20 protein-coding genes are annotated in these 26,088 nt (G+C 41.2%); 3 read left to right on the forward strand and 17 right to left on the reverse strand.

Annotated elements, in window-relative coordinates; genetic code table 11:
- Nucleotides 1-7 precede the first annotated feature (7 nt).
- Entirely contained in the window at nucleotides 8-1,288 is a 1,281-nt protein-coding gene (locus tag FLA_RS27300) for a M16 family metallopeptidase (protein WP_076376323.1), read from the reverse strand.
- Nucleotides 1,289-1,321: 33 nt separating this feature from the next.
- Nucleotides 1,322-2,560: a M16 family metallopeptidase gene (locus FLA_RS27305; RefSeq protein WP_076376325.1), complete on the reverse strand. Its 1,239-nt coding sequence runs from the start codon at nucleotides 2,558-2,560 to the stop codon at nucleotides 1,322-1,324.
- A gap of 236 nt (nucleotides 2,561-2,796) precedes the next feature.
- On the opposite strand from FLA_RS27305, the gene FLA_RS27310 reads away from it, so the two are divergent.
- Nucleotides 2,797-3,459, forward strand: a complete 663-nt coding sequence (locus tag FLA_RS27310; protein ID WP_076376327.1) for a hypothetical protein — start codon at nucleotides 2,797-2,799, stop codon at nucleotides 3,457-3,459.
- A gap of 15 nt (nucleotides 3,460-3,474) precedes the next feature.
- Here the strand turns inward: FLA_RS27310 and FLA_RS27315 are convergent, their stop codons facing one another.
- From FLA_RS27315 to FLA_RS27325, 3 genes are read right to left on the reverse strand one after another with little or no spacing between them, the layout of a single operon-like run.
- The gene (locus FLA_RS27315) at nucleotides 3,475-4,638 is read right to left on the reverse strand and encodes a hypothetical protein (protein ID WP_076376329.1); all 1,164 of its coding nucleotides are present in this window, start codon (nucleotides 4,636-4,638) and stop codon (nucleotides 3,475-3,477) included.
- A complete protein-coding gene (locus FLA_RS27320; RefSeq protein WP_076376331.1) occupies nucleotides 4,625-5,599 on the reverse strand; it encodes a DUF2157 domain-containing protein in 975 nt (324 codons plus the stop codon). Before FLA_RS27320 ends, FLA_RS27315 begins: the two co-directional genes overlap by 14 nt.
- A 38-nt stretch (nucleotides 5,600-5,637) precedes the next feature.
- On the reverse strand, nucleotides 5,638-6,852 hold the full coding sequence (locus FLA_RS27325) for an aspartyl protease family protein (RefSeq protein WP_084206041.1): 1,215 nt from the start codon (nucleotides 6,850-6,852) through the stop codon (nucleotides 5,638-5,640).
- A gap of 131 nt (nucleotides 6,853-6,983) precedes the next feature.
- Here FLA_RS27325 and mqnC point away from each other — a divergent pair, with 131 nt between their 5' ends.
- Nucleotides 6,984-8,108, forward strand: coding sequence for a cyclic dehypoxanthinyl futalosine synthase (mqnC, locus tag FLA_RS27330; protein ID WP_076376333.1), 1,125 nt, complete (start codon nucleotides 6,984-6,986; stop codon nucleotides 8,106-8,108).
- Between the two features lie 5 nt (nucleotides 8,109-8,113).
- On the opposite strand, the gene FLA_RS27335 is transcribed toward mqnC, so the two are convergent.
- Nucleotides 8,114-8,815, reverse strand: a complete 702-nt coding sequence (locus FLA_RS27335) for a response regulator transcription factor (RefSeq protein ID WP_076376335.1) — start codon at nucleotides 8,813-8,815, stop codon at nucleotides 8,114-8,116.
- Nucleotides 8,808-10,340, reverse strand: coding sequence for a sensor histidine kinase (locus FLA_RS27340; protein ID WP_076376337.1), 1,533 nt, complete (start codon nucleotides 10,338-10,340; stop codon nucleotides 8,808-8,810). Before FLA_RS27340 ends, FLA_RS27335 begins: the two co-directional genes overlap by 8 nt.
- Before the next feature lie 128 nt (nucleotides 10,341-10,468).
- Between FLA_RS27340 and FLA_RS27345 the strand changes: the two genes are divergently transcribed.
- Nucleotides 10,469-11,233 carry a GLPGLI family protein gene (locus FLA_RS27345; RefSeq protein WP_076376339.1) on the forward strand — a complete coding sequence of 255 codons (765 nt, stop codon included), beginning with the start codon at nucleotides 10,469-10,471 and terminating at the stop codon, nucleotides 11,231-11,233.
- Nucleotides 11,234-11,323: 90 nt separating this feature from the next.
- Here the strand turns inward: FLA_RS27345 and FLA_RS27350 are convergent, their stop codons facing one another.
- The 10 genes from FLA_RS27350 to FLA_RS27395 all read right to left on the reverse strand — a co-directional run bounded on the left by FLA_RS27350 (nucleotide 11,324) and on the right by FLA_RS27395 (nucleotide 25,967).
- The gene (locus FLA_RS27350) at nucleotides 11,324-14,128 is read right to left on the reverse strand and encodes an outer membrane beta-barrel protein (protein ID WP_076376341.1); all 2,805 of its coding nucleotides are present in this window, start codon (nucleotides 14,126-14,128) and stop codon (nucleotides 11,324-11,326) included.
- Nucleotides 14,129-14,214: 86 nt separating this feature from the next.
- Nucleotides 14,215-15,585, reverse strand: coding sequence for an argininosuccinate lyase (gene argH, locus FLA_RS27355; protein ID WP_076376343.1), 1,371 nt, complete (start codon nucleotides 15,583-15,585; stop codon nucleotides 14,215-14,217).
- 41 nt (nucleotides 15,586-15,626) lie between these two features.
- Entirely contained in the window at nucleotides 15,627-16,721 is a 1,095-nt protein-coding gene (locus FLA_RS27360; RefSeq protein ID WP_076376345.1) for a M20 family metallo-hydrolase, read from the reverse strand.
- 6 nt (nucleotides 16,722-16,727) lie between these two features.
- Nucleotides 16,728-17,519, reverse strand: coding sequence for an acetylglutamate kinase (argB, locus tag FLA_RS27365; protein WP_076376347.1), 792 nt, complete (start codon nucleotides 17,517-17,519; stop codon nucleotides 16,728-16,730).
- The gene (locus tag FLA_RS27370) at nucleotides 17,519-18,493 is read right to left on the reverse strand and encodes a Rossmann-fold NAD(P)-binding domain-containing protein (protein ID WP_076376349.1); all 975 of its coding nucleotides are present in this window, start codon (nucleotides 18,491-18,493) and stop codon (nucleotides 17,519-17,521) included. The genes argB and FLA_RS27370 overlap by 1 nt, the downstream gene beginning before the upstream one ends.
- 28 nt (nucleotides 18,494-18,521) lie before the next feature.
- A complete protein-coding gene (locus FLA_RS27375) occupies nucleotides 18,522-19,703 on the reverse strand; it encodes an aspartate aminotransferase family protein (protein WP_076376351.1) in 1,182 nt (393 codons plus the stop codon).
- A 45-nt stretch (nucleotides 19,704-19,748) separates the two neighbouring features.
- Nucleotides 19,749-20,744 (reverse strand): N-acetyl-gamma-glutamyl-phosphate reductase, encoded by a 996-nt coding sequence (argC, locus tag FLA_RS27380; protein ID WP_076376353.1) that lies wholly within the window; start codon nucleotides 20,742-20,744, stop codon nucleotides 19,749-19,751.
- Nucleotides 20,745-20,797: 53 nt separating this feature from the next.
- Nucleotides 20,798-21,994, reverse strand: a complete 1,197-nt coding sequence (gene argG / locus FLA_RS27385; RefSeq protein WP_076376355.1) for an argininosuccinate synthase — start codon at nucleotides 21,992-21,994, stop codon at nucleotides 20,798-20,800.
- Between the two features lie 23 nt (nucleotides 21,995-22,017).
- Nucleotides 22,018-22,698, reverse strand: coding sequence for a GNAT family N-acetyltransferase (locus tag FLA_RS27390; protein WP_076376357.1), 681 nt, complete (start codon nucleotides 22,696-22,698; stop codon nucleotides 22,018-22,020).
- Nucleotides 22,699-23,075: 377 nt separating this feature from the next.
- Nucleotides 23,076-25,967, reverse strand: coding sequence for an outer membrane beta-barrel family protein (locus FLA_RS27395; protein ID WP_076376359.1), 2,892 nt, complete (start codon nucleotides 25,965-25,967; stop codon nucleotides 23,076-23,078).
- Between the last annotated feature and the right edge of the window lie 121 nt (nucleotides 25,968-26,088).

A 26,088-nucleotide genomic window follows, 5' to 3' on the forward strand; every position in this document is an offset into this window, starting at 1 on the left:
TACATTTTTAAACAACCGTTAATTCATAAAACGCTTCTGGCTGAAGGTATTTCTGAGCCAGCGCCTGCAACTCTTCAGCACTGATAGTTCTGATGGTTTGCAGATTATTATAAAAATAGCTTTCGGTAAGATTGTTTAATACATAGTTTTTCCAGCGTGAAATAATCTGGAAGGGGCCATCTAAATCTCCGAGTATGCTACCCATCATATAGTTTCTCACCAGGTCCAGTTCATCTTTCTCAATAGGCTCGTCTCTCAGACGCTGCATTTCTTTATATACCTCTTCAATAGTAGCTGCACACACATCCCGACCTGCTTCGGTACTGATCATCCATGCACTCTGGTGAATATGGTTTTGTAAATAGCTATGTATACCGTAAGTATACCCTTTGTCTTCACGGATATTGCTCATCAACCTTGAGCCAAAGAAGCCACCGAAAACATTATTCAGCACCTGCGCTTTAATAAAATCCGGGTGATGCCTGTTAGGAAAAGGCTGTGCAATACGGATAGCGCCCTGCACACCTGAAGCATCATTGATGATATTGTATTTTTTTTCTACTGCCGGCTTTACAGCATGTGTTACTTCCGGTATCTCCTGCTGATTAAATGGCAAATGGCCAAAAGCGGAATTCAGTTGTTGCTGAATATCAGCTGGCAGTTTACCTGCGGTAAAAACAACACACTTTCCTTTGGTGTAGTATTGCTGATAAAACGCCAATAGCTGCTCGCGCTCAACAGCATCGTAATCGGGCGCTGTAGTATACTTACCATAAGGGTGTTCTATACCGTATAAATAATCGTCAATTAAACGGTTGGCTACAAAGTCGCATTTTTTTAAGCTTACCTCTAAACGTTGTTTCTGGTTTTGCTTGTAAATAGCCAGCTCTTCCTCTGGAAATACAGATTCTGTCAATACTTCTGCAATAGCAGGCAATAACTGTGGCAAATGTTTGCTTAAGCAATGCAGTGTTACTGTAGCAGTTTCATTGTAGCAATGACGATTTAAATAAGCACCGTGAAACTCAAAGTGTTCATTTACTTCTAATGCTGTTTTATGTTGAGTGCCGTTTTTTAATAAAAAGTTGGTAGAGGCTGCCAGAATATTTTGGTTCTCGTACCAGTTTCCTGCAAAAAATACAAATTCAACCATTACCACATCCTGCTCACCGGCATTTACCGCATACACAGGCACACCGTTATCCAGCGTATATTTCTCGCACGGTTTCAGTTTTAAATCAAACTCAACCGCATCATATATAGCAGGACTCTTTTTTCTGTCAATCATATTTTATCTTAACCACTTGGTGAAAAGCGGTGCTTAATTTTTACTGTTATAGTATAAAGTGCTACTATTATTTTCATCAAAGATTTCCTTGCTGTGGGCAAGAATATCTTCTGTAGTAATTGCCTGGTATTTACCCAGCTCTTCATTAATTAGCTCCACATCGCCGGTAAGCTCGTAAAATGCAAGGCTGTTGGCACGGCTCATTACACTCATGTCTTCAAAGGCAATGATGCTTTCCGTTTTGTTTTTTACTTTTTCCAGTTCTGTATCATTTACCAGCTCACTCTTTATCCTGTTCAACTCTACCTCTACTGCTTTTTCTGCATCTTCCAGCTTTACGCCTTTTACCAGTTTGCCTTCTATCGCTACCAGCCCCGGCTCCATAGTACCAAAATGATAACATTCCAGGTTGCTGAATAGTTTTTGCTGTTTTACCAGAGAATGGTGTAAACGGGAAGAAGCGCCGCCACCCAACACCTCAGTGATTAAATCTGCTGCGTAGTAATCTTTGCTTAAGCGGGAGCCCATATGCCATGCTTTGTACAGTGCATTTAAAGGCACATCTGCTTCTACTTCCAGCCTGCGGGCCTGTTGTTGTTTAGGTTCCTGGGGCAGGTTGCGCACATACTTTTCGCCCATGGGAATATCGCCAAACCACTTTTCAGCCAGGCGTTTTACTTCTTCAGTTTTCACGTTTCCTGCTACTACCAATATGGCGTTTACAGGACGGTAGTGACGGAAGAAGAAATTTTTCACGTCATCCAGCTTGGCATTCTCAATATGGCTTAACTCATCACCTATCGTCATCCATTTATAAGGATGTGTTGTGTAGGCTAGGTGGCGTAATTTATGCCATACATCTCCGTATGGTTTATTAATATAATTCTCTTTGAATTCCTCACATACCACCTTTCGTTGTACATCCAGGCTTTTTTTGGTGAAGGCCAGGCTTAACATGCGGTCGCTTTCTAACCAAAATGCCGTTTCCAGGTTTTGAGCCGGTAACTGGCAATAATAGTTGGTAAGATCGTTTGTTGTATAAGCATTGTTTTCGCCACCAGCTCGCTGCAATGGTTCGTCGTAATCCGGAATATGAATACTACCACCAAACATCAGGTGTTCAAATAGATGAGCAAAACCTGTTTGGGCCGGATTTTCGTCTCTTGCCCCCACATCGTACATAATATTTACCACCGCCATAGGCGTAGCCGTATCCTCATGCACTAACACCCTCAGGCCATTATCTAATTCAAAACGGTTGTATGTTATCATAAATTCTATTGAAAAGAATTGCAAAATAGTAAAACTAAACGTAGCACAGAAAGGAAGACAAAGCCGGGCAGAACAAAGTTTAACAATGCAATGAGAACGATGAAATATGAATATCTTTATCTTGCCGTAAACTATACCAGTTCATGAATTTACTGCCTGTTACAAAGAGGCCTCACACTCACTTACACTATATTAGCCTGACAGTCATCACATTATTCGCATTTTGTGCTGGCACCATGGCGCAAACTACCCAAAAAATATATTACGGCTACCTGAGAGATAGTGCTATGGGTAGCGCCATTGTTAATGCTACCGTAACCAACCAGCAAACCAAGCAAATAGTAGAAACAGATAAACTGGGCTTTTTTGCTATTCCTGTAAATAAAGGCGATTTGCTTTTGTTTTCAGCTATTGGCTACGGGCAAGACAGCTTACGTTTCTTTCCTTATTTACCTGATACCACCCACATTGAATTACCACGCCTGGCAACCAAACTGGATGTAACCGTAAAATCAACCAGCTACAGTAAGTACCAACAGGATAGTGCCGATAGAAGAGAAAGGTTTTTAGCAGACGCTGGCCCCAGGGATAAAACATTTACAAAAGCCAGCTCAGGTGCGGGCTTAGGCATTAACCTGAAGTGGAACAAAAAAGACCGTTTACGTAAACAAACCTACGACCACTTTGAAGAACAGGAACAACAGCATTATATAGACTACCGCTTTAACCCTGAAACGGTAGGTTATTATACACGTTTAAAAGGCGATTCTTTAAACCTTTTTATGGGTAGGTTTAGACCTGACTATGAGTTTTTAAGAAAAAATACTACCATCCAGGATCTCATTTACTACCTCAATGAAAAACTGAAGATATTTTTTAACAGAGAAGAGCAGCCATAAGCTGCTCTTTTTCTTTTAAAAGTTTCCCGAAGCACCAGCTCCCCCGGAACTTCCCCCTCCAAATAACTGATTAGGATTTATGTGCGTAGCTTTTTTTCCAAATGCCTGCGCCAGAATAGTAGCTTCTGCTTCTACCAATGTTTTTCTATCCTTATCTGCATCTGTAAATGCAAATCCTCCCCTGGGTTGTTTCAGCCATTTGATAAAAAAGCTGCTGAACAAAACCAGAAAAAGGCCGGCAACAATAGCAGCCACTTCAAAAGGCATTACATGAAAATATTCTCTGAAGGTTAAAACAGATGCAATGAGCAAACACGCACCCACCCTGGTTAGTGCCAGGTCTTTTTTGCGAATACCGTTAAATAAATATACTACCGGGATACCAAAAGTAAACACCCAAAGCAGTGTGCTTTCCCAGGCAGGAACAAAAATATTAGCGCCATCACCATAAGCAAAAAGATTACCATTCATCCATTCGTCTACCACCCAAAAGTTAACAGATAAATACATGACTACGGCAGTGGCAATAATAAGCGCCTGATAGCAATAGCTATACAACACGTTATCTCCAGCCCCAGTCCTCTTTTTAAAAAACAGATGTAAAACGCCGGATACAATCAGCAATATCAATGGCACCATCGGGAACACAGGCAATACTCTGACTGCGGATAAAAATATAAACAGTATAAAACAAGCATAAGATACCAGCCCCATCAATGCATCTGCAAACCGGACACAAAGCCAGGCACTTGCTAATGTCAGCATGAAACACACTATACTTTGCGAAACAACTGTTTCTATAAAAGCACAGCCGATGCACGACAAAATAAAAATCATCAGAATATTATCTATACCTGCATTATATAGTTTTCTCTCCTTCACCATCATTTCAAGAACGCCATAGCCACCCAAAGCAGCCAGTATGCATAATACTCTTAACGCAGATTCACGGAATTGAGAAAACGCCAACGCTCCCAAACCAAAAGCCACTAGCAGTATAATAATAGTAAGTATGGACAGGCCTACTCTTACAAAGTAATTAGGTGTGTATAAAGTAGAAGGGGATTGTGCTAATACATTCTTATAGCTTTCCTCGCTCAAACACCCATCTAAAAAAGCTTCAGAAGCTTGCTCGTGTACTGCTTTATTGAATAGATCTGAATAATTATACGCTTGCATGCTCTTTGAATTTTTTGTTGTAATGAATAAGGATCAGGATTAAAGCAATAGCAGAAACGATCAGATATATCATTGCTAAAATGATGCCCTCATCCCTCATAGTTAACAAGCCATACACTATGGCATAGCTAACAGTTACATAGCCATATAACGCAGTTACAACCAACAGGTAGTAGGATTTTGTTTGAACAGCCTGCCAGTAACAAACAGACAGGGCAAGCAATATGATCAAAAACCACAAAGCAATCCAGTGTTCGTAGTGAAATAATCCTGCCATCAAGGAGATTAGAAAAATGTGTATTCCAAAATGTTGGTAAACACTACTAAAGTGTTCTTTCACTTTTAACTTGTGTGTAATGTACATAGCGAGCAGTAAACCCAGACCTAATGCAATACCGGTATAAATAAGCAGCTCATTACTAAAGTCGTTACTGGCAAATTGCAAAGGAGCTACAGTGATACCTGCCCAGGCAGCCAGGTTGGTAACAGCAAGACTTAATACTCCCAAATGATCGAAGTAATAAGCTATACCAAATAAAGACAGCATGGGCACAAACGTAGCAAGCCCCCACCTGGAGCCAAACACTTCATAAGCAAATTGCATGTACCCTACCCACACCAACAGCAGCAAACTTCCAAGCAACACCAGGTAATCGTTAAGCACATGAGAAAAGTTGACCTTGCTGCGTGAAAAGCCTGGCGCTTTTTTAAAACACCAGATAAAACAGGCTGCACAGGCTAAGGCTATAAAGGTTATAATAGCCATATGCCCAATAGTATCGATGTTTTTATACACTACCACACCTAAGCCTGAGCATAACAGCAAAATACCCAGATATAAAAGTGTAAGTAAATCCCAATGAACAGAAGCTGGTTTGTGTTGCTGTTTTTCGATGCAGGTCATTTCTTCTTCCGTAATCAATTGATTTTGAAGAAGCCTTTTAAACAAAGGAATATTCATAGTTACGCGATCATTTAACCTGTAATATACATATACTATTAATTTAGGATGCTTTTAATATGAAGTTTAAGCATTACGGGATTTCCATTGCGTAATACCACTATGCGCAGGGTGGTTCGGGCATGTTGCAATTGTGTTTTGAAAGCCTGGATATCGTTAGAGAAATTATTATCGATGCTGATGATAATATCATCAGGTTTAAATCCTGCTCTATCACCCGGCGATCCTTTTATAATATCTACCACCTTAATGTATCTATCCACTACATAAATTCCCAAACCTGTGTAGGAATAGTCAAACTCCTCCCTGTAATGGGTATTGGGCTTTATGCAAACCAGCTGATCGGCGTAGTTAAATACTACATTGAAACGACGCATAATATCATTGCCCAGCAATCCTCCCAATGTAGGATAAGCTGTTACATTATAGTCATCATCAAAAATATACACGGGCACCTTACGAAATTTAAACGGCCCCACTTTCACTTCTTTTATTACCGTCATATCCATACTTTTTTTACCCCCCAATCCTTCGGCCTGTGTAGGATATCTTTTCCGTTTTTTAGAAAGAAAAGCGCTGTCGTGTATCAACGATTCTGAAAACAACATACATAAACCCGCACCGGTATCCATGTAATAACGCGCCAGTACATCGCGTGCATCCTTTACAAAAACATACTGCATAGGAATAGAAGAGAAATAGGGGCGCAGGAAGTGACTGTTTTTGGGGTAGGTAAAAGAACCCGGACTGTATACTTTCATTTCGTGCTTATCATAATCGATAGCTACGATGTAGCGTTTCAAAAAAGAATAACCCATTATTCCATCTATGCGAACCCCATATACACTGGTAAGAAGGTCGTAGTTATTAATGTGAAAATCCAGCGAATCCACTTTTAATCCTGGTAGGTTCAGGCAGTGGTTAAAAGCAAAATCCACTTTTCTTACACCTGCAATACCTTTTATGGTACGGGAAGTAGCTGTTCGTTCCAGTTGCAGGTAATCAACAGTGGCAGAATCCAGAGAAATACCCCCGCTTCCTGTATCAAAAATGAAATTGAGACTGTCTTTGAAATTATCCAGGGCAGCCTGAACAATAACAATACCCCCTGTAAGCATTTTAAAGCTAAAAGTGGTTAACAACCGGGCCTGCGGTGCTACAAATTGTTCCTGTGTACGGGCTTGGGAGGGTAACAGGTTCATTAATAACAGTATAGCGGCAGTATAAAAGCATTTATGGCGCAATCCTGGCATTATACGGCTTGATTTATCAACTTAAAAGTTACCACATATTGGCCATCTGGGCAAACCATTGATGTAATTATTCCATCGCCATATTGCAGTTACATTATATTACCTTTGTTGCTACTACAAAGACAGCAAGGATGAATTTATCAGCGTTATACCAGAAGGCGCTAGACTTCGAGTTTTTAAGCATAGAAGAAGGGATGTTCCTGTTTGAACACGCGCCGTTAACCGAATTAATGTATGTGGCGGATGAGCTTCGTAAAAAGCAGGTACCGCACGGCAAGGTTACGTGGCAGATTGATAGAAACGTAAATACTACCAATGTATGCGTGGCAAACTGCAAATTCTGCAACTTTTACCGCATTCCCGGTCACGCCGATGCTTATATTACCGATATAGACACCTATAAAAAGAAGATTGAAGAAACCCTGAAGTTTGGCGGCGACCAGTTGTTATTACAGGGCGGCCACCACCCGGGTTTAGGACTTCAGTTTTATACCGATTTGTTCAGTCAACTGAAAAGTCTGTATCCAAACCTGAAATTGCACACTTTAGGCCCACCAGAAGTAGCACATATCTGCAAACTGGAAAAAATGAGCCATCATGATGTATTGAAAGCCCTGAAAGAAGCTGGTATGGATTCCCTGCCCGGCGCTGGTGCTGAAATACTTACTGATAGGGTGCGCAGGTTGATCAGCAAAGGTAAATGTGGCAGCGATGAATGGCTGGCTATTATGCATGAAGCGCATAAGCTGGACATTACTACCAGCGCAACTATGATGTTTGGCCATGTTGAAACCATAGAAGAACGTTTTATACACCTTACCCGTATACGTGAAGTGCAAGCTAAAAAGCCGGAAAGCGCCAAAGGCTTCCTGGCATTTATACCCTGGACCTTCCAGGATGTAGACACCCTGCTTACCCGCATCAGGGGTGTGCATAACCTTACTACCCAGGACGAATACATTCGCATGCTGGCTATCAGCCGTATTATGTTACCGAACGTTATAAACATACAGGCCAGCTGGCTTACTGTTGGTAAACAAACAGCGCAGATTTGTTTACACGCCGGAGCGAATGACTGGGGCAGCATTATGATTGAAGAAAACGTAGTAAGTGCTGCCGGCGCTCCGCACCGTTTTACTTACAAAACCATGCAGAAAGCGATTAAAGAAGCAGGCTTTGAACCGCAGCTGCGTAACCAGCAATATGAATGGCGTCCTATTCCGGAAGCAATAGTAGAGCAGGTAATTAATTACTAATATAGTTAAAGGGGGGAGCCTGTCACAAAACGATAGCCTACCCCCTTTATTGTTATTATCTCCAGGGCAGGATCTTCCTTTAAGTATCCACGCAGCTTAGTAATATACACATCCAGGTTACGGCTGTTAAAAAACGAGTCATTTCCCCATAGCTCATTCAAGATGGCTTTACGGTCTATTACCGTGCTACGGTTTAGCCATAAAAACTTCAACAATTCACTTTCCCTGTAAGACAAGCGCTTTTCTGTATTTTGTCCCAACAGCACCTGCCGTTGTAAATGAAACTGGTAGTGGCCCAGTGACAATACTTCGGAAGTGATAGACTGAGCAATGGAATCTTTTTTTACCCGTAGCAGATGCTCAATACGCACAATCAGCTCTTCCATACTAAACGGCTTGCGTATATAGTCGTTACCTCCTACTTTAAAGCCTTTTACCACATCCTCGGTTTGCACTTTTGCAGTTAAGAAGATCACGGGGATATCGTCATTTATGGCCCGGATGGCTTCGGCCAATTCAAAACCATTCATACCAGGCAGCATTATATCCAATACACATATATCGGGGCTTTCCTGCACAAACACATCCATAGCCACTTCGCCATTGGTTTCCATTACTACATCAAAGCCCCTGCTCTCCAGGGTTTCTTTTACAATTTTCCCTAAAAACTGCTCGTCTTCTATGTATAGTACTTTAATTCTACTCATGCACCAACGGAAGTTTAATAATAAATGTACTGCCTTTTCCCTCCTCGCTGTTTACCTCAATAGTGCCTTTATGCAACCGGATGATATGCGCTACATAGCTAAGACCTAAACCGTAGCCACGTGTATTATGCCTGTCGTTATCAGGCACCCGGAAAAACTTTTCGAACAATTTGTGTTTATATGCAGCCGGAATACCTATTCCATTATCCTTTACAGTAAAAACCGTTGATTGGTTATCTGTGAGTAATTGTATATCTATTACCGGGTTGGCAGGGCTGTACTTGATAGCATTATCCAGCAGATTGTATATCACACTGGTGAAATGCAACCTGTCTGCCTGCATAGGTAAAATGCTTTGCTCAGGGTTAAAATGAACTGTAGCTTTTGCTTTTTCCAGCTGCAGGCGCATACTGGTTAATACCTCCTGTGTAAGCGTCACTATATCAACAGATTCCAGCCGGAGGCTTACGTTATGGTTTTCAAACATACTTAACCGTAAAACCTTGTCTATCAGCAAGCTAAGGCGCTGCAATTCAATGGCAGAAATATCAAGGTATTCTTTGGTACGAACAGTATCTTCTAAGGCGTTGAAATTGCGTAATGCTTCTATAGCTACATTCACCGTAGCTACCGGGGTTTTTAATTCATGGGTGATATTGCTGATGAACTCATTTTTCATATCCGCAAGGCGCTGTTGCGCCAGCATATTGCGGTATACAAACACAAATGAGATAATAGTAAACCCTATCAGCATAATTGATACACAGAAAGGGATCAGCAGCTTTTTGGAGATGTAGGAAAAGGGATTTTCGAAAACAGCATAATAACCTATTGAGGCATTGAAACCCTGCATGGCAAACCGGGTGGTAAGCTTATCGCTTTTAGGCACAGAATCCATAGCAGCCCTCCTGTTAGGCAAGCTGGCTGTTTTTAACTGAAAAGCCAGGTAGATGTTTTCTTTTTGGAGAATACGGGTGTAATGAGAATCCAGCTTTGCAATGGGGATAGAGTCATCCAGCTTATTCAATTCCAGTATAAAGCTCCTTACGTTTTGTGTATCTTTTCCTTTGGCTTTGTTCTGTAAACTGTCTACCACTTTGGCAATAGCTATATTAAAAAATGGTGGCGGAGGCGGGAAATCCATCATTGAATCACTACCATTACCCATCCTTTTTGACCAATGAAGCACTTTTACAGAATCATGTTTAAAGCCGCCCCCCTTATTGATATCAGCGCCAGCAGAAGACCTGGTGGTTATAATAGCTTTGTTGTTAGAATGTACATTGTTTTTATCGTCTGATACTATTTCTATTTTTTCAATATTCTCCGGGCGAAGCGAAGCGGGTAGCCCCTTCATTCGTTCTGCCTGTATTTGCTGTATGGCATCCTTCAGCAGTATATCGGTTTTTCGTTGCAGGGTATTGTATTCCTCTTTATACACTTTTACCAGCCAATAGCACTGGAAGGCAGCTATTAAAATAATAGTGCCGGCCATTAACACACGGGAAAGATGCAGCCTGTTCATATTGCTTTGTGTAATTACAAATGTAACCTTATATACGTGCTGCCGGAAAGGCCATTAACCTTAATTAACCTTATTCCAAGAATGCTTAACAATGAGGCAAACTAGCTTTGAAAGCACAATTATCCCATATGAGGCAAGTAATATTATCAGTATGTAGCCTGGCGCTGGTTTGCTCGGTGGCTGCTCAGGCAAAAGAGGGCACCATTACTTATGAAAGAAAAATAAACCTGCACCGCCGTTTGAAAGACGAGCAGATGAAGGCAATGATGCCCGAATTCAGAACCAACAAGCAACAACTTCTGTTTAGCGACAGTATATGTGTATACAAAGCAGTGGAAGAAGAAAATGCACCTGATCCGTTTGAGGGAGGTGGCGCACCGGGTGGCAGTCCAGGTGGACCCGGCGGTGGTCAACGTATGGGACCTCCTCCGGGAATGCCTGGACAAAACAATGTATTGTATATCAATTTCAGTAATCTGAAAATTGTTGAACAAACAGAGCTGGGAGAGAAAACCTTCCTGATTGCAGATACCGTAAAAGTTCAACCCTGGAAGTTGAGTGATGAAACCAAAACCGTGTTGAACTATCCCTGCAAAAAGGCAGCGCTGAAAACACTACGCGGACAAGAGGTGGTTGCGTGGTATACCGAGAGCATTATTACTCCTGCCGGTCCGGAAATGTTTAATGGCTTGCCTGGTGCAGTGCTGCAGGTAGATGTAAATGATGGAGAAATGTTGTTTACTGCCCTGGAGGTGAGTAACAAAGTAGATAAGAAAGCTTTAAAAGAGCCTGCAAAAGGCAAAGCCACTACCCGCGAAGAGTACAATAAGAAAATACAGGAAATGTTTAATAATCGTGGGCCGGGTGGCCCCAGGATGATCCAGATAAATTAATACTCTTTTGTTCTTTTCATGTATCGTTTATAAAAGGCCGGCTTCTTTTCAGAAGGCCGGCCTTGCTTTTTCATGCTTTACTCATCTGGCTTACATAGGTGGCCCGCCCATAATGCGTGGGCCCATTTGCTTTAATCCCGACTTGTTCAGGCTATATGTAAAACCCAAAAGGAAATACCTATTTAATACATTATAGCGCTGATCCACAATCTGGCTTTGGCTGGCTGTGCGGGTAATGCCAATGTTTTTATTCAGCAGATCATACACACTTAACTTTATTTCAGCCCTCTTATTCTTTAGGAAACTTTTGGCAATAGAAGCATTCCACAAAGGTACCTGGGTGTTAAAGCCGCTTGTTCTGCCAGAGTTTAATACATAGTTAAACTGGTTGTTTAATACCATGGACCATGGTAAATAATAGGTAAGGTCGCCCCCATACGTTTGCTGCAAATAATTGGTGTTGGAAGCAGGCTGTAAGGAGTAAGTTGCTTTGCTAATACTAAACCTCGATGATAAATGAATATCTATTACGTCATCAATTCCATAATTCCACGAAAACATAGGCCCTATAGAAAGATTCGATATTACATTTTGCTCATTATTGAGGAAGGCAATATTGCGGTTATACGAAATGCTGGAACCGATATCGAACCTGGATTTTAGCTTTTTAACAGAGAACCCGTAACCGAAATTACCAGTGAGTGTGTATACGCCATTAGCGTTTACAGGCTTGCTGCTGCGTGAGCCATTGTCTTTTACACTATCTGCATTTACAATAGCATCTCTACTGGATGTAAAGCTTACCAACGCACGCACATTTGTACCATTTTCAGGACTCACAGCAAAGTAGTTCATGTTAATAAGATGATTGTACTGACGTTTAAGATCCGCATTTCCCGAAGTTACATTCAGCGGATCGCTGATATCGGCAATAGGTTGTAATTGCGTTACGCTCGGCTGTATTGTAGAAGCTGTATAGTCGAAACGCATGTTGCGAAAACGGCTAAACAAATACTGAAAGCTGGCATTAGGTAAAATGTCCGTAAAGGTTTGACGGATATTAATTCCCGCCGTATTGTTCTCAGCTTTTAACGCAGCAGATTGTAAGGCTGTACCTACTGTGAAATTATATTTCTGCTGATTAGTTCTGAAGTTTACTCCTCCGCCTGAATAGGTATAATTGCTGGTGAAATCGTTACTAAGTGAAGTGTTGAAAATATCATACTTGCCACTGCCTGTGTTTTTATCGTACGTTTTTTTAACGCTCTCTCCTATGCTTACGTTACCAAAGGTGCTGAACTCTAACAGGGATTTTTTACCAACCGGTTCGGTATAAGTAACATTTGCCCCATAGCTTTTGGTAACCGCATTGCGGCTATTGATCTGGTTAATGATGGAATCAGTAGCCACCTGGTTGTCATCATAAAACACGTTATTAGAGTTAAGGCTTCCGGTTGACTGGCTATGGTTGTAGGTAGTGTTGATATTACCCGATAACGTTCTGCCCTTTTTTGCCAGCCGCTTACGCAGCAGCACATTGCCGGTGAAGTTTACTGCATCGGCATTGGTAATATTGCTGGTGGTGCCTTCATTTAGTTTAACGTTGTTGGAGTTAACAGAGGTATAACTGCTGCTGCTGTTACTGCCTGTGTTTTGCCAGGTGATATTAGGCGTGAACTTTAAAGAGAAGGAGCTATCTATTTTTTGATCCAGCGACAGGTTGATTCGATGTTGAGCATTATCACTGATCGTTTTAGACAGCTCTGCTTTGGTATAGCTGTTTGTAGCTGACAGGTTTTGTGTGTTAGATGTTTTGTCCGCAACCAGGTGCATATCGCTACCTGTGTAACTGGTATTTAAGTCTGTTTTTTGCTGCCAGTTATTATTATAGTTAACACCACCTGCAAAAGTAGTAGCTACCCCTTGCTGGTTCTGCCCCAGGCCGGTGGTAGGTAAACCGCTTTCGTTACCACTGGTAGATATATTAATACCGCCGCCATTGCGTAAGCCTCTTGCCAGTGAGCCCGAAAAATTCATGGCGTCTGCAATAGAAAAGCCCTGTTTGTTGGTATTGTTTGCCATTGCCAGCAGAGAAACCTGCTCTTCATTATTGAAGCGGTTAATGCTTGTTTGCGCATCATACCTGTTGTTTGTACCTGCTGCACCATTTATTTTACCAAATAGCGCGTTGTTTCTATCCTTTTTCAGTTTCAGGTTGATGGTCTTGGTAGTGTTGCCATCGTCAACACCTGTAAATTCAGACTGATCGCTCTTCTTATCAAATACCTGAACTTTATCTACTGCGTCAGCAGGCAAATTTTTTGTGGCCATTTTAGGATCGCCCGTAAAAAACTCTTTGCCGTTCACCAATATTTTCTGAACACTTTGACCATTAATCTTTACCGAACCATCGCTTTCTATGGTTACGCCTGGCATTTTTTTAAGCATGTCTTCTACCACCGCATTGGGTTGGGTTTTGAAGTTTTCGCTGTTAAATTCCAATGTGTCATTGTTCATTGTAACCGGGGGACGTTTAGATACTACCGTTACATTTTGTGCAGTAACCAGGTCTGTCATACTTACATCCGGAATGAATTCAGTTTGCTCCTGTGCCTGTACAGTTAGCTTTTTCCAAACGGGAAGATAGCCCACATAAGAGGTGGATAACAGATAAGTGCCCTTGTCAATAGCTTTAAAAGAGAAATAGCCGGCGGAGTCTGCACGACCAAATGTTACCAGGGTAGAATCTTTTTCGTGTACCAGTGATACGGTTGCATACGCCAGTCCCTTGTGTAGGGAACTATCGTAAATTCTACCTTTTACCGTTGTTTTCTGAGCAAAGGAAACACTGCAAAACACAATGGAAAGAATTAAAAGGGTAAAGCTTTTAGGCATGGGCAAATATTTTGCCCAAACGTAATTTACCCTTTTAACAAGATGGGTTAAACAAGTTTAGTGAAAGGTTAATGAACGTTAAAGCTTTACCCTTTCAGTAATTGTTCCAACGCACCTGAAGCATTTTCAAACTCGAAAGAGGAAAGTACCTCGTGCATGTTAGCCGTAATTTTATGGTTGCACAGATTACCAATGCTTCCCTCATGGGTATGGTTTACTTCTGTGCTATAGGTAAACTGGCCTGCTTCTATGTCCAGGCCCACTTTTTTATAGGCGTCTCTGAATGGAAGCCCTTCCAGTACCAGCTTGTTTACTTCTTCCACACTAAACAGGTACTTGTATTTTTCATCCTGCAGAATATCTTTCTTCACTTCCATGTTAGAAAGCATCAATCCTGCCATTTCCATACAAGAGCGTAAAGTGGTGAAAGCCGGGAACAAATGCTCTTTCAGCAATTGCAGATCGCGATGGTAACCAGATGGTAAATTGGTGGTCATCATCATTATTTCATTCGGTAATGCCTTAATGCGATTACAATAAGAGCGGATTAATTCAAATACATCTGGATTCTTCTTATGCGGCATGATGCTGGAACCAGTAGTTAACTGTGGCGGGAAACTGATGAACCCAAAATTCTGATTCAGGAACAAACAGGCATCCATAGACAGCTTAGCCAAAGTTTCAGCCACGTTAGCTAATGCCATGGCTACAATACGTTCAGCCTTACCACGTCCCATCTGTGCATATACTACGTTATAGTTTAAATCGGCAAAGCCTAATAACTGTGTCGTCAATGTTCTGTTGATAGGGAAAGAAGACCCATATCCTGCAGCAGAACCCAGCGGGTTTTTATTCACTACATCGTAGGCTGCTTTCAGCGTAATAGTATCGTCTACTAAACTTTCCGCGTAAGCGCCTAACCATAAACCAAAAGAGGAAGGCATGGCCAGCTGCAAGTGGGTATAACCTGGCAGCAGGTATTCTCTGAATTCTTCGCTTTTAGCTGTCAGCAGTTCAAAGAAAGATTGAACAGCATGTACCGTTTGTTCCAGCTCCGCCCTGAGGAAGAGCTTTACGTCTACCAGAACCTGGTCGTTGCGGCTGCGGGCTGAGTGGATTTTTTTTCCAATATCACCCAGTTTCTGCGTGAGCAAAAACTCTACCTGTGAATGCACATCTTCTACATCATCCTGAATAACAAAAGCGGCTTCCCCTTTATTGCCATTAGCAGGTAAAGAAGGGTGCTGCTGTATGCTTGCGTAAATTTGATGTAACTCTTTGGCAAGAATTTCTGCTTCTTCAGTAGTTAATAAACCTACAGTGGCCAGCATTTTTGCATGGGCAATATTTCCCAGCACATCAAAAGGGGCCAGTAACAAATCAAACTCTCTGTCTTTACCAACAGTAAACAGTTCAACTTCTTTTAAAGAATCAATATTTTTTGACCAGAGTTTCATTGTTCAAATATTTTACATCAAGCGTAGCCGGATTCTATTATTTAAGCCAGCACTACTTTGTTTAACAGTTGTATATAATGTTCTATCCCCTTTTCAATCTCCTCTACATAAATAAATTCATCTGCAGTATGGCTACGCGCACTATCGCCAGGACCGCATTTTAATGCGTGGAAGGGCATTAAGGCTTTATCGGAACAGGTGGGTGAACCATATACAGATTTACCCAGCGCTATACCCGCCTCCACAATAGGGTGATTGGCTTCTATACGGGTGGCACGCATACGCAGGCTGCGGGGCTTTACTTCGCTTTTTACATGTTGCCTGATAATGTCCAGCACTTCCTCGTGTGTATAAGCATCGGTTACACGCACGTCTACTACAAAGGAGCATTGTGCGGGAACCACATTGTGTGCTTTATTTTCTGTGTTGATAACGGTTACGCTCATTTTTACAGGGCCTAACCATTCTGAAGTTTTAGGAAAACGATAAGTGCTGATCCACTCAATGTCTTTCAACGCTTTGTACACTGAATTTTCACCTTCTTCCCTGGCAGCATGTCCTGCTTTACCATGTGCCATACCATCCAGCACCATTAATCCTTTCTCGGCAATAGCCAGATTTAATAAAGTAGGCTCTCCTACTATAGCAAAGGCTGGTGGCTTATTGTTTAATGCGGCAGTAAAAGCAGCATCTTTCAATAAGGCTTCTATACCATTTACACCCGAAATTTCTTCTTCGGCAGAAGCCCCGATAATTACATTGTATTTCAGGTTCTGTTGATCGTAGAAATATAAAAAAGCGGCCATCAGCGATACCAGGCATCCACCGGCATCATTACTACCCAAACCATACAATCTACCTTCTTCTATAACAGGAGTAAACGGATCTTTTGTATACTGCGGATTAGGCTTTACCGTATCGTGATGTGAATTGAGCAAAACTGTGGGTTTTGCAGGATCGAAGTGCTTGTTTAAAGCCCACACATTATTCATACATCTGTGTGTTTGCACTCCTTTTTGCTGTAGAAATTGTTCCAGTATAGCAGCAGTCTTGTCTTCCTCTTTTGAATAAGAAGGCGTAGCAATCAATTGTTGCAATAATTGCAGCGCCTCTTTATATAATTGAGCGGTTTCCATTTCGGACTAATTAGTAATAAGGGTTCCCAATGTTTGGGCGGTTGTATTTTGTACCAGGTCTGCGGCATCGCCAATCAACACCTCTTTCACACCTGCATCTATGGCGGCGAAGGCATTGTCTATTTTGGGCAATATGCCTGCAAACAGTTTGTTTTCGCTTAACAGTTGCTGGTATTTGTCTTTAGTAATAAGGCGAATAACAGAGTCTTCATTTTCCACATCTTCCAATACGCCTTTCTTCTCAAAGCAATACACTAAACGTACATCGTATGCGGCAGATAATGCAATGGCTATAGAAGAAGCAATAGTGTCAGCATTTGTATTGAGTATATGTCCCTGTGAATCGTGAGTTAACGGAGCGAATACAGGAAGAATGCCATTATCCAGGAACAAACGGCAGGTGTCTACCGGAATGTTTGCAGTATTTACATCGCCAACCCAACCAAAATCCACTTCTTTCACCGGACGTTTTACAGCCGGGATTAAGTTGGCATCAGCACCTGTTAAACCTATAGCATTACAGCCTTTGCTTTGTAGCTGTGCAATAATCTTTTTATTGACAAGGCCACCGTATACCATTGTTACAATATCAATAGTAGCATCATCTGTAATTCTTCTGCCATTAACATAGTTGGAAGCCACACCTAACTGATCGCCTATTTTGGTGGCAATTTTACCACCACCATGAATAAGGATTTTACGATGAGGTATAGCAGCGAAAGCACTTAAAAAGGTGGAAAGGTTTTGCTCGTTGTCAATTACATTTCCACCTATTTTTATTACAAATAGCTTATCCATTATGCGTTTTTCAGAATTTCTGAGATTACTGCCTGTGCAGCCCACACCCTGTTAGAAGCCTGCCTGGTTACAATGCTGTTTGGACCATCCAGGACTTCATCACTTAATTCTACATTTCTTCTTACCGGAAGGCAATGCATTACTTTGGCCTGGTTTGTCAGCTTCAGCTTCTCGTCTGTAAGCATCCATCCCGGATCGTTTTCATATATTTTACCGTAATCGGTATAAGTGCTCCAGTTTTTAACGTACACAAAATCAGCACCTTTTAATGCTTCATCCTGGTTGTTAATAATAGTGGCACCTTGTGTAAACTTGGTTGCCAGTTCGTAATCTTCCGGATGGGTAATTACAAAATCAGCTTCCCCCCATGCGTTCACCCACTGAGCAAAGCTATTAGCCACACATTGTGGTAATGGCTTTACGTGAGGAGCCCAGGTAAGCACAATTTTAGGCTTGGCATTTATAGATTTAAACGCTACGTTTTCCTTCAGCGTTTCTTTGATAGAGATAATATCGGTAAGACTTTGCAAAGGATGCAAAGTGGCACTTTCCAGGCTTATTACCGGAACACCACAGTATTTAATAAACTGAGAAATGTACAGCTCGCTATAATCATCTTCCCGGTTTTTTAAACCTGGGAAGGTGCGAATACACAGTATATCAAAATAGCTTCCTAAAATAGGAGCAGCGTCTTTGATATGTTCTACTGAACTTCCGCTCATAATAGCGCCTTCTTCAAATTCCAGCGCCCAACCTTCTTTATCCACATTAAACACAATAGCTTCCATTCCCAGATTGGCCGCAGCTACCTGCGTACTTAAACGGGTACGTAAACTTGGATTTAAGAACAACAGGCCAATGCGCTTGTCGGCCCCTAATTTCCTGTCTTTAAACGGATCGGCTTTGTACATTAATGCGGTTTCTGCCAGTGCATTAATGTCTTTTACATCATGAACGGAAATAAAGTTTCTCAATGTAAGATGGTTTGTTTATGTGTGTTTATTATTCTCCTGCTTCTGTGGGTACTTCTTTGGCTGCAGCTTCTGCTTTCAATGCACCGATTTCTTCCTGTAATAATTCCAGGAATTCATCTACCTGTTTGCGTGCGATAGCCAAAGAAGGTAATAGCCTTATAATATTAGGCTTTGCTTCACCGGTAAATACCTGGTGCTTGTATAACAGGTTTTTCTTTAAGTCTTTAATCTCTTCTGGTACTTCGAAGCCAATCATTAAACCACGGCCGCGAACATTTTCAATACCCTTCACTGCTTTCAGCCTGTTGGTAAGATACATACCACGCTGACGCGCTTGTTCAATCAAACCTTCTTTTTCAATTACTTCCAGTACTGCCAGGGCTGCTGCACAAGCTAACTGGTTGCCGCCGAAAGTGGTACCTAACAAGCCATGCTTAGCTTTGATGTGAGGAGCAATTAAGATGCCCCCGATTGGGAAGCCATTGCCCATACCCTTTGCCATAGTGTAGATATCAGCATTTACACCTGCATAATCGTGTGAGAAGAATTTACCGCTACGGCCATAACCACACTGTACAGAGTCAGCAATATATACTGCACCATACTCATCACACAGGGAACGTATTTTTTGCAGGAAAGTATCGCTGGCGATGTTAATACCGCCAACACCCTGAATGCCTTCTACTATAACAGAAGAAATTTCACCACCATTCTTTTTGAAGCAATCTTCCAGTGCCTTTTCGTCGTTGAAAGGCAGGAAAATCACGTTCTCTGTTTCGTTTACCGGCGCTACAATAGCTGGATTATCAGTAACCGCTACTGCCAGAGAGGTACGACCGTGAAAGGACTTTTTAAAAGCCACTATCTTTTTCCGGCCATTGTGAAAAGAAGCCAGTTTTAATGCATTCTCATTTGCTTCGGCTCCTGAGTTTACCAGGAATAACTGATAATCTTCTTTACCACTTACTTTACCCAGTTTGGATGCCAGTTCCTGCTGAATAGGCAAATGAACGGAGTTAGAATAAAAAGCAATTTTTGAAAGTTGCTCTTCTATTCGCGATACCCAATGAGGATGGGTGTGGCCTATGGAAATAACCGCATGCCCACCATACATATCTAAGTACTGCACACCATCTGCGTCCCACACATAGGAACCGTGTGCTTTTACAATTGTAACCTCGTTAATTGGATAAACGTCAAATAAATTCATATCCTAACCCCAAACCGGGATTTAAAATGTTAATAAAATAGGTGTTTAGAAATAATTAGCTTTTAGTTTTAAGCCAGCTGTTTCTTCTATACCGAATACTAAGTTCATGTTTTGTACCGCCTGTCCGCTGGCACCTTTCAACAGGTTGTCTATAGCAGAATGTACTACTATTTTATTACCCTGCTTTTCCAGGTTTACCAGGCATTTGTTGGTATTAACTACCTGCTTTAAATCGATCATTCCCTCGCAAAAATGCGTAAAAGCTGCATCTGCATAAAAAGCAGTGTACAGTTTTTTCACTTCTTCAAAAGGTAAACCGCAATCTATTGTAGAGCTAACATAAATACCTCTTGTAAAATCGCCACGCCATGGCACAAAATGTACACCGTTTTCAGTACCGGCAGTAGCAGGAAAATCGTCCTGTAACTGGTGCAAACTTTGATGAATTTCTTTGATATGCTGGTGCTGCAGTGATTTATAAGCCTGAATATTATTAGCCCTCCAGCTGAAATGTGAAGTATTACTCAGGCTTTGACCTGCACCTGTTGAACCTGTGATGCCCGTTGTATAGATATCACTGAGTAAGCCAGCTTTTGCCAGGGGCAGCAGGCCCAACTGAATAGCAGTAGCAAAACAACCCGGGTTGGCAATGTTGCCTGCTTTTTGAATAGCGGCTTTATTTAATTCAGGTAATCCGTATACAAACTGGCGGTTTGCAATAGATGCAGTTGCCTGTAAACGGAAATCCTGCGAAAGATCAATAATAGTAATGTTGTCGTTTATGGTATTTGCTTCCAGAAACTTCCTGGCATCGCCATGTCCAACACATAAAAACAAAACATCGATGGCGTTGCTTAATTCAGCTGAGAAAGTCAGGTCGGTTTCTCCTACAAGGTCTGCATGTACTTTACTTACCGGGTTACCTGCGTTGCTGGAACTGTTTACAAAAACAATCTCTACCTGTGGATGGTTGATCAATATCCTGAGTAGCTCCCCTCCCGTATACCCGGCTCCGCCTACTATGCCTGCCCTGATAGCCATGTCGTTGTCAGTTTTAAATTATATGGAATGCAGGGAGATTGCTCTCCCTGACTTTATTGTTCGTTGCTTTCTTTCACCATGTGGAACATGGCAGTCTGGTTGCCGAATATTTTGGTAAAACCACGCACGTCTTCGCCAGTCCATCCGTTGTTCATTTCGCCATACTTACCAAACTTGCTGTTCATTAAGTCGTATTTAGACTCAATACCTATTACCTGGAAGTAATATGGTTGCAGTTGAACAAATACATCGCCGGTTACATTAGCCTGAGAACTTTGCAGGAAAGCTTCAATATCACGCATTACAGGGTCCATAATCTGACCTTCGTGCATCCAGTTTCCGTAGAAATTGGCGATATTATCTTTCCAGCTTAACTGCCATTTGGTTAATACGTGCTTTTCCAATGCATGGTGCGCTTTAATAATCACCATAGGAGCAGCCGCTTCAAAGCCTACACGTCCCTTAATACCAATGATAGTATCACCCACGTGAATATCACGACCAACACCGTACGCGCCTGCAATAGTTTGTAAATATTGAATAGCCTCGGCAGAATGTGCAAAGGTTTTATCATTTACAGCTGTCAGTTCCCCTTTTTCAAAGTGCAGTTTTACTTCTTCTGCGCCTTTTTTGGTAACCTGTGTAGGCCATGCTTCTTCCGGTAATAAACCTTTAGAAGACAAAGTTTCACGACCACCTACACTGGTACCCCATAAACCTTTATTGATAGAGTAAGCTGCTTTTTCAAAATTCATTTCCACGCCTTTGCCTTTCAGATATTCGATCTCTGCTTCACGGCTCAGTTTTAAATCGCGGATAGGAGTTATAATTTCAATACCAGGTAATACGATGTTAAACACCATATCAAAACGTACCTGGTCGTTACCTGCACCAGTGCTACCGTGTGCAACAGCATCTGCTTTCAGCACTTTAGCATGTTCTGCAATATGCAGGGCCTGTACTAAACGCTCGGCACTTACGCTTAAAGGGTAAGTGTTGTTTTTTAACACGTTGCCAAATACCAGGTATTTGATCATTTTATCGTAGTAGCCTTTAACAGCATCTACTGTAGTGTGGGTTTTAACACCCAATTTATAAGCGTGCGCTTCTATTTTCTTTAACTCTTCCTCACTAAAGCCACCGGTGTTAACAATAACGCTATGTACTTCATAGCCTTTATCTTCTCCCAGATGTTTTACACAAAATGTAGTGTCTAATCCTCCGCTAAACCCAAGAACTACTTTTTTCATTGCTAATGTGATGGTTTGTTGATTTAGAAATTAAAGAACGTGTGAAATAAAGATTTTTTGGTGCCTGATTTCTTTCTGAAAAGAAACTGCTTAAAGCGCATCAGGCGCTCATATACTTTGCTTTTCTTCTCGAAATAGTCCTGGGTTTCTTTAGGTTCGTAGTGATCTTTAGGATCGTACAGCATGGCAGTACACATACAGTTTTTTCTGCCCTTGCTCATTAATATATCGTAGTTGACACAGCTTTTACAACCGGCCCAGAAAACTTCATCATCTGTGAGTTCAGAATACGTAACTGGTTCATAACCAAGCTCGCTGTTAATTTTCATTACCGCTAAGCCTGTGGTAAGACCAAATATTTTAGATTCAGGATATTTCTCCCTGGACAAGTCGAATATTCTTTTCTTAATACGCTTGGCAACACCCGTTTTCCGGTACTCCGGCGACACAATTAAACCACTATTGGCAACAAACTTACCATGGCTCCATTCTTCGATGTAGCAAAAGCCCACCCAATCGCCTTTTTTGGTTAAGGCAATCACACCTTTACCTTCCAGCATTTTGGTAGCTACATACTCGGGAGAACGCTTGGCAATACCTGTTCCACGTGCTTTTGCCGATGCTTCCATTTCATCGGTAATGGTTTCTGCCAGGTGTACGTCGCCACTATTGGCTACACGAACTATAATGTCTTGATGTTCCACTATCCTTAATTAAGAAAATACGCTAATACTAAAACTTATATGAGGAGGTAAAGCAAAAACAGTGCAAAGGCGCTTACTGATGTTGCTTTAAAAGAGATATTCCCAGGTTGTAGGGAATGGCTTATGAAGAAATATCAAATCCGGGGTCGTCGTATTAAATACAGGAAGTTCATGTTACCCAAAAAGTTTACATCACCCATCAGAGAAGGGTGGTAAGCTGCTAAATTGTTATGGGTGGCGTACTGTTTCAACTTCAGTTCTGTATGAAATTATGATCCAAATATTGCTTGAAGATGTAAAAGTAAGAATGTTTGGAAAACCTGTGGATATTTTTTTATGAAAAAAAGGTTAAGGAGTAAAAAATGGCACGGGGGTCCCTAAAACATAGGCCCCTTGCTCCCGGAACGTCCAGCTCCTGTTTCACGCCCATCAGCTCCTGAATCTCTTTTTCCTCCAAACAAAGAGGGTATTTTGTGGCTTCCGAACTTCTTTAAGCTGTAAGAAAAGGTCAGCATGAAATAACGTGTGAGTGTTCTGGTTTGTACATCTTGTATATAGTTTTGTGTAATACTTCTGGAGATACTTACATTTTGGTTTAACAAGTCAAATACAGACAACTTTATTTCGCCCTGTTTCTCTTTAAAAATCTGTTTGGCCAGATTTACATTAAGAAGCGGTACACTGGTATTATATCCTGCCCCACGGCCATAGTATCTATAATCCAGGTCGGTAGAAAAAATCCAGCCATTTTGCGTGTAATAAGTAAAGTCTGCTGATAATACCTCTGAAAAGAAGTTGCCATTCTGCGAGGAGTTGATGGAATACCGCGCAATATTATAGGTAGAATTGGAAGTAAAGTTGACATCAAAGTTTTTATCCAGATTAGTTGTCCATCTCAATAAGCCAGACAGTCCATAGTTATTGGTGTAATTTTTAAGAGAACCGCCCGTTTCGGTATCATTCTGCAGATTCACAGACTGGGACTTTGTCAGACTTCCTCCTATATTAAAATTTGACTTAGGCCGTTTTAATGGTATCCCATAGTTAAAAGCAGCCTGCATATTGTAATTTCCATTGAGGTTAACAGGCCTGGTTACTGTAGCTCCTGCAGGTGTTGTTTCAGGCACTCCAACTGGCTTACTCATGCCATCTAAAATAGTTATTACTGAGTTTGTAATATTATTAGTAGTAAGCCCTCCTGAAAATGTAACAGATAAACTTCTCAGTGTTCTTGAGTTAAAGCCGGTATACATTGCGCTGAAAGAATGATTGAAAGATTGCTTTAATCCCGGATTCCCCTGTTTAATGTTTAAAGGATCGGAATAATCTGTTACATCCTGCAACTGTGTAACACTAGGTTGATTTGTTCTTCCATCATAGGTAACCCGTAAAGATTTTTGCCTGGCAAAGCTGTAAGTAATGTAAGCAGTAGGATACAGGTTTTTAAATCGTTGCTTTAATTTTTCACCAGTGGAGGTGTTGTTGCTTGATAAGTCTGTTATTTGTACACCTGTGCCAAGGCTTGCCCCAAATTTCTCATATTGAAAGCGATAAAATACTGTAGCACGGCTTGAATTATTAATACTCTCAAAACTATTGGTAAGTGCACTATCCAACACATTATAGTTATGTGATAGATAATCGTAATCAAATGCTTTTCTTTCTGAATGGCTAACATTACCAGAAAAGTTGTAGTTCAGTTCTAACAACGAATACAAAGACAAAGGTTCTGTATAAGTAATAGTTCCATTTAATACTCTGCTGGTAGAGTTATTATAGTTTCGTTGATTAACAGTGTCTATAGTATAGTTAATGCCATCTGCCAGATAAGACTGATTGACTGAATAGTTATTACTGGTTCCATCATTGGAATTAAAGTTCCCATTAAACGCGAACGAAAAAGACCTCCCAGGCTTTTTCAACCGGTGTTGGTATATCAGATCCACAGTTCCAGTAGAGCTGCTATTGTCATTATCGCTGGAAGAAATACCATTGCCCACTTTGATCCCCTGATTTTTGACAATGTCTGTAGTTCTGTAATTATAAGCAGTGGCGTTTTGCCTCATAAGCGTAGAACGAAGAATCAATGTATTATTAGCATTTAGCTTACTTTCCAGATTTACATTAAAACGATGATTTTCATTACTACCTCTTGATGTTAATGCCTGCTTGTTATCAGTAATGGTATCTGCGGTAACAAAGGTTTGCGTTCTTGTGTCCTGATCTTTATTCGTATTTTGCTTACTATATAAATAGCTACTGCTAAGTGTGGCATTAGCCCCCCAGGGAGAGCTATAATCCAAACCGGCAGCGTACGAAGAAATTAACCCATTAGCGTTATTTCCACCTCCTGAACGCCGGCTACGGCCCCCCCCGTTCAAAGCTCCCTGTATATCCTGTGCACTAAAAGATTGCTTGTTGATATTATTGGCCTGGCTTATTAAAGAAATCTTTTGATCTTCATTAAAACGAAACAGGTTTAATGAGGTTTCATATAAGTCTTTATTTCCCCTACCAGCTACTGCTTTTCCAAAATATCCTTTACGCTTATTCTTTTTAGTAATAATATTTATTGTTTTAATCCTTACTCCATCGTTAAAGCCTGTCAAAGCACTTTGATCACTTTGCGCATCATACACCTGTATTTTTTCTATGATATCAGGAGGTAGGTTTTTGGTTGCAATAAGCGGGTCATCACTAAAAAAGCGCTTACCATCTACCAATACACGTGTTACTTCTTCTCCTTGTGCTTTTATATACCCATCTCTATCCACTTCTAGCCCCGGTAATTTTTTCAGCAGATCTTCTACTACTGCATTCGGCCGGGTTTTAAAGCTGGCAGCATTAAACTCCGTAGTATCTTTTTTTATTACAATGGGGGGGCTCGATTTAATAACAATTCCTTCCAGCACGTTAGCTTCCTGTTGCATATTAATAGTCCCTAACTCTGCAACAGGTTGGGTTAAAGAAGTAGTAGCATGTTTAAAGTAACTATCATAACCCTGAAAACTAACTTGTAGTAAATAATTGCCGGAGGGTAATTTATCAAAGCTAAATGCTCCATTGTTCTGCGAAACCTGGTAGGAAATGAGTGTTGAATCAACAGGGTTTAACAAACTTATCGTTGCTCCCTTTAAAGGTTCTTTTGTGGTGCTATCGAGTACACGGCCTTTAATACTGCCTGCCCCACCGCTTTGCGCGAATGCAGATGCAGCCATGCACGTGAATAGCACAGCCAATGCTAATTGGACAAGCTTGTATTTTTTCATAGATGGGTTGTAATAAATAGATTATTCACCTGAAACAATGATAGGCTTTATCCGTGTATTGCACAGGAGCATACGAAGGCTGTAGTAGTGCTTTAACAATACTTTACTACAGCCTTTACAG

Origin of the sequence: Filimonas lacunae (genome assembly GCF_002355595.1) — a bacterium.
In the GTDB taxonomy this organism is placed as follows: domain Bacteria; phylum Bacteroidota; class Bacteroidia; order Chitinophagales; family Chitinophagaceae; genus Filimonas; species Filimonas lacunae.

Excerpts from the sequence above, each read along its gene's own strand:
- FLA_RS27300 (WP_076376323.1), bottom strand. The coding sequence starts at position 1,288 with ATGATTGACAGAAAAAAGAGTCCTGCTATATATGATGCGGTTGAGTTT.
- FLA_RS27305 (WP_076376325.1), bottom strand. The coding sequence starts at position 2,560 with ATGATAACATACAACCGTTTTGAATTAGATAATGGCCTGAGGGTGTTA.
- FLA_RS27310 (WP_076376327.1), top strand. The coding sequence starts at position 2,797 with ATGGCGCAAACTACCCAAAAAATATATTACGGCTACCTGAGAGATAGT.
- FLA_RS27315 (WP_076376329.1), bottom strand. The coding sequence starts at position 4,638 with ATGCAAGCGTATAATTATTCAGATCTATTCAATAAAGCAGTACACGAG.
- FLA_RS27320 (WP_076376331.1), bottom strand. The coding sequence starts at position 5,599 with ATGAATATTCCTTTGTTTAAAAGGCTTCTTCAAAATCAATTGATTACG.
- FLA_RS27325 (WP_084206041.1), bottom strand. The coding sequence starts at position 6,852 with ATGCCAGGATTGCGCCATAAATGCTTTTATACTGCCGCTATACTGTTA.
- mqnC (WP_076376333.1), top strand. The coding sequence starts at position 6,984 with ATGAATTTATCAGCGTTATACCAGAAGGCGCTAGACTTCGAGTTTTTA.
- FLA_RS27335 (WP_076376335.1), bottom strand. The coding sequence starts at position 8,815 with ATGAGTAGAATTAAAGTACTATACATAGAAGACGAGCAGTTTTTAGGG.
- FLA_RS27340 (WP_076376337.1), bottom strand. The coding sequence starts at position 10,340 with ATGAACAGGCTGCATCTTTCCCGTGTGTTAATGGCCGGCACTATTATT.
- FLA_RS27345 (WP_076376339.1), top strand. The coding sequence starts at position 10,469 with ATGAGGCAAGTAATATTATCAGTATGTAGCCTGGCGCTGGTTTGCTCG.
- FLA_RS27350 (WP_076376341.1), bottom strand. The coding sequence starts at position 14,128 with ATGCCTAAAAGCTTTACCCTTTTAATTCTTTCCATTGTGTTTTGCAGT.
- argH (WP_076376343.1), bottom strand. The coding sequence starts at position 15,585 with ATGAAACTCTGGTCAAAAAATATTGATTCTTTAAAAGAAGTTGAACTG.
- FLA_RS27360 (WP_076376345.1), bottom strand. The coding sequence starts at position 16,721 with ATGGAAACCGCTCAATTATATAAAGAGGCGCTGCAATTATTGCAACAA.
- argB (WP_076376347.1), bottom strand. The coding sequence starts at position 17,519 with ATGGATAAGCTATTTGTAATAAAAATAGGTGGAAATGTAATTGACAAC.
- FLA_RS27375 (WP_076376351.1), bottom strand. The coding sequence starts at position 19,703 with ATGAATTTATTTGACGTTTATCCAATTAACGAGGTTACAATTGTAAAA.
- argC (WP_076376353.1), bottom strand. The coding sequence starts at position 20,744 with ATGGCTATCAGGGCAGGCATAGTAGGCGGAGCCGGGTATACGGGAGGG.
- argG (WP_076376355.1), bottom strand. The coding sequence starts at position 21,994 with ATGAAAAAAGTAGTTCTTGGGTTTAGCGGAGGATTAGACACTACATTT.
- FLA_RS27395 (WP_076376359.1), bottom strand. The coding sequence starts at position 25,967 with ATGAAAAAATACAAGCTTGTCCAATTAGCATTGGCTGTGCTATTCACG.